This is a genomic window from Pseudokineococcus marinus (assembly GCF_013004605.1).
In the GTDB taxonomy this organism is placed as follows: Bacteria; Actinomycetota; Actinomycetes; order Actinomycetales; family Quadrisphaeraceae; genus Pseudokineococcus; species Pseudokineococcus marinus.
This window is the reverse complement of sequence record NZ_JABEMA010000375.1, coordinates 1-2,639: the sequence shown is the minus strand read 5'-3', so window position 1 is coordinate 2,639 and position 2,639 is coordinate 1. Positions and strand designations below refer to the sequence as shown.

1 protein-coding gene is annotated in these 2,639 nt (G+C 74.8%); it reads left to right on the top strand.

Annotated features, from left to right (window positions below; translation table 11 throughout):
- Nucleotides 1–535: 535 nt before the first annotated feature.
- Nucleotides 536–2,639: transglycosylase domain-containing protein (locus tag HLB09_RS15615; protein WP_171204242.1), on the top strand; the 2,104-nt coding region annotated here is incomplete at its 3' end.

The window sequence follows — 2,639 nt, the reverse complement described above, 5'->3', positions numbered from 1 at the left end:
CCGATCTCGCCCCGGGGCGGGGCCGGGGTCGCGTCCACGGCGCCATGGTCCCCCTCGGCCCCGGCGGCGACGTGAGGCCGTGTCGCCCCGAGCGGCGCACGGGGAGGGCGGCGCGCGGCCCTGCGGGCCTGCGAGCCGCCGGAGCCCCCGGGATGACGGCGCGCCCAGGAGGCGTTGTCGATGCTGCCCGGACGCGCGGGTCTCGGGACTCCCGGGGCTCGCCGTCAGCGCCCGCCCAGGCGGGGTGCGCATACTCTCGGGCGCCGGCGGGTCGCGACGAGCGCCGCCGGAGGGCCGGGACACCGCGCTCGAGCGCCCAGCACCACAGCGCTCAAGCGCCCGCGCCCCGGTGCCGATCACCCTGACGGGTGACGGCCCCGCACGACGGGACCGGCGTCGACCGGTCCGGCACGACGAGGACGCCCCGGTACGGGGTCGTCCACGAGGACGGCGCCGCCGTCCCCCGCCGGCCCCGGCCCGGGCCGACCAGGCACGCGACCGGTGCCGACGACGGACGACCGAGGGACGACCACCTGTGGCAGCAGCCCCCCGACCCACCTCCCGCCCCGCCCGACGCCCCGCGCGTCGGCGCCGCTCGACCGGCCGCCGCGTCCTGCTCGTGCTCCTCGCTCTCCTGCTGGGGGGCGCGGTGCTCGGCGGGGCGGCGTTCGCCTACGGCTACGCGACGACGGACGTCCCGGAGCCGACCGAGCTGGGGCAGAAGGCGACGACGACCGTCTACTACAGCGACGGCGTGACGAAGCTCGGCACCTTCGCCGACGTCAACCGCACGCCGGTGACGACGGACGCCATCCCGCAGGACATGAGGGACGCGATCATCGCGGCGGAGGACCGGAGCTTCTACGAGAACCGCGGGGTCTCGCCCACGGGCATCGCCCGCGCCTTCGTCTCGAACCTCCGGGGCAACGCCACGCAGGGCGGCTCGACGATCACCCAGCAGTACGTGAAGAACTACTACACGGGCGACGACACGCAGTCGCTGCAGCGCAAGGTCCGCGAGGCGTTCATCGCCCTCAAGGTCGACAACGAGCTCGACAAGGACCAGATCCTCACCGACTACCTCAACACCATCTACTTCGGCCGGGGCGCCTACGGCGTGCAGGAGGCGGCGCAGGCCTACTTCGGCGTCGACGTCGGCCAGCTGACCACGGCGCAGGCCGCGCTCCTCGCGGGGATCGTCCCGGCGCCGTCGGCCTTCGACCCGGCCATCGACCCCGCCGCCGCCGAGCGCCGCTTCGACTACGTCGTCGACGGCATGGTCGAGACGGGCGCCATCACGCAGGCCGAGCGCGACGGCCTCGAGCTCCCCGCGACGGTGCAGCAGCAGGACGAGCAGACCTACGCCGGCCCCACCGGCTACCTCCTCCAGGCCGTGCGCGACGAGCTGACGACCCGCGGCGGCTTCACCGAGGACGAGCTCGACGGCGGCGGCCTGTCCATCACGACGACCTTCGACGCCGGCATGCAGGCGGCCGCGGTCGCGGCCATGCAGGACGAGGAGGCCTTCCCGTCGGAGGGCCGGCCGGAGGACGTCGAGGCCGCCCTCGTGTCGATCGACCCGGCGGACGGCGCCGTCCGCGCGATGTACGGGGGGCCGGACTACCTCGAGCGGCCCCTCAACGTGGCGACGCAGGAGAACGTGCAGGCGGGCTCCATCTTCAAGCCCTTCGCGCTCATCGCGGCCCTGGAGGACGGTGTCTCCCTCCGGACCCGCTACAACGGGAACAGCGGGCTCTACTTCTCGGAGTACACGAGCGACGGGGTGACGCCGCAGCGGGTCCCCAACTTCGGGGACCGGGACCGCGGGCGGCAGAACCTCGTCGAGGCCACGGTGGACTCGACGAACACCGTCTACGTGGCCCTCAACATCGACGTGGGACCCGAGCGGACGCGTGAGGCGTCCGTCCGCGCGGGGCTCCCCGAGCAGACCTCCGGCCTCGCGGACAACCCCGCGAACGTCCTCGGCGTGGCCTCCCCGCGCGTCATCGACATGGCCCGGGCCTACGCCACCTTCGCCGCGCAGGGCGTCCGCACGACGCCGCACGTCGTCGCGGAGGTGACGCAGGACGGCGAGGTGGTCTACCGCGGCCAGACCGGCGGCGAGCGGGTCTTCGCCGAGGACGTCATGGCCGACACGACCTACGCCCTCTCCCAGGTCGTCGAGGACGGGTCCATCAGCAGAACGATCGACCTCGACCGGCCGGCGGCGGGGAAGACGGGCACGACGGACGAGGCGCGGTCGGCGTGGTTCGCCGGCTACACGCCGCAGCTGGCCACCGTCGTCTCCGTGTTCTCCACGGACGGCCAGGGGATGGAGCGCTGGGACGACGGCAACCGCGGGAGCGCCGTCACGGGGTCCTCCTACCCTGTCCGGATCTGGCAGGAGTACATGTCCGCGGCCACCGAGGGCCAGCCGGTCGTCGACTTCCCCGAGCGCGCGGACATCGGGACGACGAGCACGTCGCGCAGCAGCTCCTCCGAGCGCGAGCGCGACAGCTCGTCCGGGGCGTCCTCGCGCCCCGCGCCGGCGCCCGCCCCGGAGCCCGAGCCCGAGCCGGACCCCGAGCCGTCCGCCGCGCCCACCACCGCGGCGCCGGAGCCCACGCAGGCGCCCGAGC